This window comes from Streptomyces erythrochromogenes (assembly GCF_040684695.1).
Lineage (GTDB): Bacteria > Actinomycetota > Actinomycetes > Streptomycetales > Streptomycetaceae > Streptomyces > Streptomyces erythrochromogenes_C.
In genome coordinates this window covers 82,024-88,707 of record NZ_JBFBGM010000034.1, presented here as the reverse complement: position 1 = coordinate 88,707, position 6,684 = coordinate 82,024, and the positions used below count along the sequence as shown (strand labels likewise).

General features: G+C 68.2%; 8 protein-coding genes. 2 read left to right on the top strand and 6 right to left on the bottom strand.

Annotation, left to right across the window (positions count from 1 at the left end):
* Positions 1 to 281: 281 nt before the first annotated feature.
* The 4 genes from AB0O53_RS34385 to AB0O53_RS34370 form a co-directional block, all read right to left on the bottom strand.
* Entirely contained in the window at positions 282 to 1,001 is a 720-nt protein-coding gene (locus AB0O53_RS34385) for an alpha-ketoglutarate-dependent dioxygenase AlkB (protein ID WP_365200927.1), read from the bottom strand.
* Between the two features lie 16 nt (positions 1,002 to 1,017).
* The gene (locus tag AB0O53_RS34380) at positions 1,018 to 2,220 is read right to left on the bottom strand and encodes a hypothetical protein (RefSeq protein WP_365200924.1); all 1,203 of its coding nucleotides are present in this window, start codon (positions 2,218 to 2,220) and stop codon (positions 1,018 to 1,020) included.
* A gap of 471 nt (positions 2,221 to 2,691) precedes the next feature.
* Complete coding sequence (locus AB0O53_RS34375) at positions 2,692 to 2,937, bottom strand: DUF397 domain-containing protein (protein WP_350993150.1); 246 nt, start codon at positions 2,935 to 2,937, stop codon at positions 2,692 to 2,694.
* On the bottom strand, positions 2,934 to 3,758 hold the full coding sequence (locus tag AB0O53_RS34370) for a helix-turn-helix domain-containing protein (protein ID WP_350993148.1): 825 nt from the start codon (positions 3,756 to 3,758) through the stop codon (positions 2,934 to 2,936). The genes AB0O53_RS34375 and AB0O53_RS34370 overlap by 4 nt, the downstream gene beginning before the upstream one ends.
* Positions 3,759 to 3,871: 113 nt before the next feature.
* Between AB0O53_RS34370 and AB0O53_RS34365 the strand changes: the two genes are divergently transcribed.
* Positions 3,872 to 4,264 carry an ATP-binding protein gene (locus AB0O53_RS34365; protein ID WP_365200921.1) on the top strand — a complete coding sequence of 131 codons (393 nt, stop codon included), beginning with the start codon at positions 3,872 to 3,874 and terminating at the stop codon, positions 4,262 to 4,264.
* A gap of 128 nt (positions 4,265 to 4,392) precedes the next feature.
* On the top strand, positions 4,393 to 4,737 hold the full coding sequence (locus AB0O53_RS34360; RefSeq protein ID WP_365200917.1) for a LuxR C-terminal-related transcriptional regulator: 345 nt from the start codon (positions 4,393 to 4,395) through the stop codon (positions 4,735 to 4,737).
* Between the two features lie 54 nt (positions 4,738 to 4,791).
* Here AB0O53_RS34360 and AB0O53_RS34355 read toward each other — a convergent pair whose 3' ends face one another.
* Both AB0O53_RS34355 and AB0O53_RS34350 read right to left on the bottom strand, forming a co-directional pair.
* Positions 4,792 to 5,634: a DUF3152 domain-containing protein gene (locus AB0O53_RS34355; protein WP_365200914.1), complete on the bottom strand. Its 843-nt coding sequence runs from the start codon at positions 5,632 to 5,634 to the stop codon at positions 4,792 to 4,794.
* Positions 5,635 to 5,636: 2 nt separating this feature from the next.
* A complete protein-coding gene (locus tag AB0O53_RS34350; protein ID WP_350993140.1) occupies positions 5,637 to 6,587 on the bottom strand; it encodes a hypothetical protein in 951 nt (316 codons plus the stop codon).
* Positions 6,588 to 6,684 lie beyond the last annotated feature (97 nt).

Genomic DNA, 6,684 nt, shown 5'->3' with positions numbered 1-6,684 from the left:
TCGCGTTGCGATGGCCTGCGGCCACCCTTGACCGCCCGTCCCGCCCCGGAACTGCAAGGACCGGCGGAAAACCCCAAAAGAACGAGCCGGACCTCAAGAGACCATCGGGGTGGTGTCCAGCGCGGGCAGGGCCCCGGAGCGCCCCAGATCGCTACGCGCTCCTCCAAGGCGGCGTCTGCGAGCCCCGTGGGCTGGGAATAGGCCGCCATCGATCGCTACGCGCTTCTCCCTGACGGCGTCCGGCCCTCGGCAGGGGCTGGTGGGGGCGGAGTTCCGGTAGGTCAGACGGGTGGCAGGAGGTCGCTCTCGCTGACGGTGTACGTCAACGAGGGGTAGGTGAAGGCGGTTTCGTCGTTCTCGCGGCGCCGCAGTCGGTAGAACTCGCGCCTCTGCTCGTCGTCGGCCGACGTGAGGCGCGCGCCCTGCGGGAGGTAGGGGTGACCGTCGCGAAACCGAAGGAAGGTCTTCGACGTTCTGAACGTCACGCCCAGCCATTGGTTGTCCGCCGTCGGGACGGTGTCCAGCACGATCTTGTGCTTGAAGTGCCGATTCGACTCGACGGAGAACACGATCACGCTGTTGTGGGCGAGGGGGATCTCGAAACTGTCCGCATCCGAATCCTTCGATTCGAAGATCAGTTTCCTCGGGTTCGCTTCGGGGTGCTGGTAGCAGGAGAAGACGGCGATGAAGGAATCATCGGCCAGGTCCAGGGCCTGGTCGGAATGGCTGCCCATGGTCCTGTAGGCGTTCGTGTAGCTCTCGATCAGCGCATTGTTGAAGCCGACCGGGACCGCTGCGGTTTCCTGGACCTGCTGCGCCAGCCGTTCGTGCACCACGCGGAAACGTTGAGTGGGGTTTTCGTATGGAGTGGTGGTGCGTACGAGGGGGACGCCGTTCGCCTCGTCGACCCTGGTGAGCGTGGCGCCTCGGCGGCCCTTTCCCACGTCTTCCAGATGAGCCGACGCGGACAGCTCCGCGAAGAGATCCCGTTCGGCCGGCATGGAATGCGAGGTGATCCTAGGCTCGCGGGGCAACGTAGTCTCCCGTGTTCATGCTGAAGAGGAACCTGTCGCCGTAGTCGATGAAGGACGACGACCTGTTCTCCTCGGCGTACAGCCCGCGCAGCTCGTCCATGCCGGCTGGGGTGGGCTGTCCCAGCTCCACAAGGTCGTCCGCCACCTTGAGGAACGTGCGGCCGTTCTTGTGGACCGCCTCGGCGCTCGAACAGCGCACGACGTATCCCAGTCGGGTCGGGAGCATGTCGGCGTCCAGCGTCGAGGGCCGGATTTCATGCGTGTACAGGCGGTTGGTGGACAGCGGCATGAAGAACACGGAGCCCGGATAAAGGGTCACGGTGAACTGCGAGGGCAGCGCGCCCGTTGTCGGTTCCTTCAGACGGAAATGCAGCCGGGTCAGCCCGCTGGCGCGCTTGACGCCGTAGTCGAAGGCGTCCTCGGCCATGGGATGCAGCTTGTCGAGCCCCTCGTAGAAGGTGCAGAAGGCCATGATTCCGTTGGCGGGCATGTCCTTCGTCTTGTCGGCGTGGGCCGATATCTTCGCCTTGGACTGCTTGCGCTCGGCCGTGGCCAGGGTGTTGTGATAGACCTGCGCGAGCACATGGTTCAGCGGGGGATGGTTCCGGAATACGGTGGCGGCCTCACGGTTCAGAGCCCCGACGATCCGGCTGTCCGTCGGACGAAATCCCTCGGTCGGTCCCGACAGATTCGTGGAGCACCGGAGCAGACGGAAATGCAGGTCGTCACCGTCCTGTGTGACGGGTGTCAGATAGATCCCGCTCCGACGAGCCGTTCCCGGCTTGGTGGACTCCGTCAGCGACTGGAAGGCGTGCTCCGCACGGATCCGCCCGAAGTGATCGCCGTCGAGGTCGAAGAAGCGGCGGTAGTACACCCCCGCGCCGTGCACACTGACGGGAACCCGGCCGCCGTCAACGACGGTCCACCCCGTGTCGATGTCCCCGTGCGACAGCTCCCGGACGACGAACACCCTCTCCGCCGAACTCAGTTGCTGTCTGCTGATCTCGGACACGTCACCGCACAGGTAGACGGTCTTCTGCGCGAGATCTGCCGACCCCAGTTCCGCCGACGTGATCGTGGACCCGAAGAAGTCCCTGATCAGGTCGTCGTCCTGCAACGCCGAGGGCGCCACCAGGATGTTGCTCGCATCATCGATGCGGGCCTCTGTCAGCCCTGCCGGGTGCATCGAACGGCACCTGCCTTTCGTGGATCTTGATGGATTGGCCGTTGACCAGCCCCGGACGGGCTGCGGACGCGTGATCGAGAAGCGCGTAGCGATCGATGGCGGCCTATGCCCAGCCCATGAGGGTTGCGGACGCCGTCCAGGAAGAGCGCGTAGCGATCCGAGGCGTTCCCCCGACCGCCCCGCGCATCGCTGATTTCCCCGATGGTCTCTTGAGGTCCGGCTCGTTCTTTCGGGGTTTTCCGCCGGTCCTTGCAGTTCCGGGGCGGGACGGGCGGTCAAGGGTGGCCGAAGGCCATCGCAACGCGACGCGACGCAGGAGCGCCCTTGAGGGACCGGCACGACCCGGAAAACCATCGGACGGACGGGAAAACCCCCAGAACGCCTCTGACCCCCGCCCGGCACAGTCGCTGCCCCTTGCTGCGGCTCCGGTTCGCGACGGGCCCGTCTCCGTCTGCCGCCGCTCACCGCGGGCTAGCGGGCGAGCCAGCCCGTCAGCGCGGTCCAGCTTGCCGGCGCGAGCGCCAGGACCGGGCCGTCCTGGACCTTCGAGTCCCGGACGTGGACCCGGTCCGGCCCGGTGGCCACCTCCAGGCAGGCGCCGCCTTCGCTGCCGCTGTACGAGGACTTGTGCCAGGCCAGGGCGACCTCCAGGCACTGGCCGCCTTCGCTGCCGCTGTAGCTGGACTTGAACCACTTCAGTGCGGTCGTGGCACTCATGTCTCTCCTGCCAGGCGGTCCAACAGGCCCCGTGTCTGCTCGGTGTTGAGGGCCTGAGTCCGCAGCATTGCATACTTGCGCGCCATGATGCTGACCTCCTCGGGGCGGGAGATCAGCTGGCTGCCGCGCTGGCTTTCGGTGTAGCCGAGGTGCTGGTGTTCCTGGGTCTCGACGATGGTGAACGGGCCGTCGAGAGCAGCGTGTGAGGTCCGCCCCAGAGGCAGCACCTGGAGGCTCACGTCCGGGAGATCCGTGCACCTGTGGAGGTGGCGGAGCTGCTCCGCGTACACCTCGTCCCCGCCGAGCCGGTCACGCAGTACCGCCTCCCAGACGACGAAGCTCAGCGTCGGAGGAGTGCTGCGGCGCAGGATCTCCTGGCGGGCGAGGCGGCGGGCGGTCAGGGCGTCGATCTCCGCTTCCGGGTAGGCCGGGACGCGGCACCGGAAGACGGCCCGGGCGTAGTTCTCCGTCTGCAGCAGGCCAGGTACCACCTGGTTGTCGAACCAGGAGAGCGCGATCGCGCTGTCCTCAAGGGCCATGTACTCCTCCGCCCACGGCGGGGTCGCGTCGATCGCCGGCATTCCGACGGCCGCCAGCGTCAGCAGCCCCGGCAACCCCAGGTGCTGGTCCATCAGCTCCGCGACGTTCGGCATGAGGGCGCGTCGCCCCTGCTCGATCGACGCGATCGTCTCCGCGTCCAGGCGGACCAGCTCGCCCAGCTGGCGCTGGGTCAGGTTCTTGGCGACTCGGCCGGCGGCCACCTGCGAGCCGACCATCTTCATGGTCGTCGCGTTCGGCCGTGCGCGTTTCCTCGGTGGCATGACTGCGAACTCCCCACCCGAACATGCGGAATACTCCGTGCGGACCCGTACTCATCGAGGAGTACGGGTCGGCGCCCAGCCACACGCTAGTGACGCAGCGCGACGATCGTCCCGTGAATCCAACTATTCAGGCGGCGCTCGTGCGCGAGCGGCTCTACCTGCGCTCGCCCCGAACCGTCGCAGCTGCGCGCCAGTTCACACGTGACACCTTGCAGGCGTGGGACGCCCACGAACGCCTCGACGACATGTTGCTCTGCGTGAGCGAGCTGGCGACCAACGCCCTCCGCCACGGCGTTCCGCCCGGCCGCGGCTACCTCCTGCGGCTCTACGGCTTCGAGGACGCGACCCTACGGGCCGAGGTGCACGACAGCGGGCCCGGGCTGTCGCGGATCGCCGGCCGGCCGCACGGTCGGGGGCTCACCCTCGTGGCCGCGCTCGCCTACGAGTGGGGGGTGCTGGCGCGGACGCCCGGCAAGGTCGTCTGGTGCGAGTTCCGGATCGGGTAGTCCGATATCCGGGAATCTCGGAGGAACCGATGGTGACGGCTCATCAGTAGTGTGGAAAGAAACAAAGGGTCCGACCGGTATCGAAAAGTTATGATCCAGTGCGGTGTTCCGTACGGGGGAGTGTTCGAGTGGATTTCGATGCCAGCGGCAACCAAGTGGGGGAGAAGCGCCCCTACTGCGCCTACTGCAAACTCGGAAAGAAAGAACGGTGGGACAAGGAAACGGAATGGATCCGGCACGGATTCCTTCGCATACCCGATCTCACGGATCGGGAACTCCAGATGTTCCACGCGATGACGTGCGGTCCGTCCAATGACGAGCTGGCGAAAGGGCTCGGGATGACGATCCGCACCGTGAAATTCCATCTGGAGAACATACGCGGCAAGCTGGGCGGCATCTCGCGCGTCCAGACCTGCTTACTGGCGGTGCACCATCGCATCGCCGCCTGCCCCACCGGGCACGTCGTCACCTGACGGGCGAGGGCGGGCCGACCTCACGGCACGGGCTACCTCACGGCGCGGGCGACCTCACGGCACGGGCGGGCCCTGCACGTAGCGCCCGGCCGTGTCGTACGGCCAGGCGTTCGGCAGGCAGCCCTCCAGGCCCTTGATCTGCTGCATCATCGCGGGCGCCAGTGCGCCGGGGCCGGCGCAGCTCTCGTGGCCGCGGCCGATCTCGTGGCCCACCTCGTGGTTGATGATGAGCGCCCGGTACTCGGCGAGCGGTCCGTCGAACTGGGGTGAACCCTGCACCCAGCGCTTCAGGTTGACCACGACCGTGTGCCCGGTGCGGCAGTTCACGTTCCCGCGGCTCGCCGGCGTGGTCACGTCGCACAGCCGGTCGGTGGTCCCCGGGGTGGCCACCTTCACCGTGAAGTCCACGGGGCCCGAGGGCACGAGCTGGAATCCGTACGCGGGGTTCTTCGTCCAGCCGCGCGCGTGGCCCAGGATCGCGGCCACCTCCTGGGCGGTCTGCGGCCCGGGTAATCGGATGCCGTCCTCGATCTCCACCCGGTAGCGGCGGATCCGGCCCTGCCCCTGGGCCTGGCCCCGGGCCGCCACGACCGTGAAGGTGCCCGGGCCCGTGTCCGGTACGGCGGTGGGTGACGGGGTGGGGCTGGGCGTGGGCGACGGCGTCGGGGACGGGGACGGAGGAGGGGGTGGCGGGGGCGCGGGTGCGGTCGACGGGGCGGTGCCGGTCGGCTCGGCGAGGGTCGCGCGGGCGGGTGGCTGCGGCGACGAGGTCAGCAGGACGACGGCCGTGCCCGCCCCGGCGCAGCCCAGCGCCGCCACGACGGTGACGGCCCTGGTCCGCCGTTTCCTCCTGCGGCGCGTCTCGGCGCGGGTCGGGGCGGCGGTTCGACGGTCCACGGTCAGGCGCCGGCGACCAGGGACGCGGCGAGCTTCAGCCGCTCGTCGAGCTGCTTCTTCGCACGGTCGAGGGTCTCGGCGTTCTGCTCGATGACGCGCTGCTGGTAGGCGAGTTCGACCGTGTGCCAGATGCCCACGAGGTTGGTTTCCTTCTTGCAGTCGACGTCCTGCTTGGCCATGGCGATCGCCTGCGGGCTGCTGATGTTGGCGTCGTTGATGCCGGGCGGCTGGTCCATGGGGTTGTCGACGGTGTAGCCGTGCCGGCCCATGCACTCGCTCCAGGTCTTGAACGCCTTGACGACCCTGCTGTCCTTGCGGGAGCGGGCGTAGGCGTCGAAGCCGAAGCCCTGCACGACCATGGATTCCACCGTGTCCTTGGTGGGGTTGAGCAGTTTCAGCGAAGCCTCGCGGCTGCAGCCGCCGGCCGGTACCTTCTGGCCGCCGACCGTCGTGGTCGCCACGTCGGACTTCTCGGCCTCCTCCTGGCTCTTGGGCACCGGCAGGGAGGGGTCCACCTCCAGGCCGTGCAGCACCAGCTTCTCGTTGGGGCCGAGTTGCGGCTGCGGGGGCTTCTGGGCGCGACCGGTCTGCGCGTTCTCGTATCCGAGCCGCGCCGCCTCGGCCGGGTCGGAGAGTCCGTAGCGCCGGCTGAAGTCGTGCTTGGTCGCCGAGCCGGGGCCGCGCTGGAGCTGGTAGCGGAAGCCGTAGCGCTGCATGCACCGGTCGACGAGGACGTCCTGGGCGCGGGTGAGCACGTCCAGCTGCTGGTCGTCGGCGACGTAGGCGGAGAGCGGGAAGGCCAGGTTGCGGCTTTCGAGCAGCGTCGGTACGGAGCCGATCACGGGTTCCTCGCCGGAGTCGCCGCCGCCCGACTCGGAGCACCCGGTCAGTACGAGTGCCAGTACGGCTGCGGAAGCCGTCAGGACGGGACGGGGAGAACGCGTCGAGAACATGGTGGCTCCGATGAGGGATGGCTAGGATGCGGGAAGCGGCAGCTCCGCCCGGCGCTTACGGGCGGAGCTGCCGTGTCGCATGTGCGGTCCAGGCGTG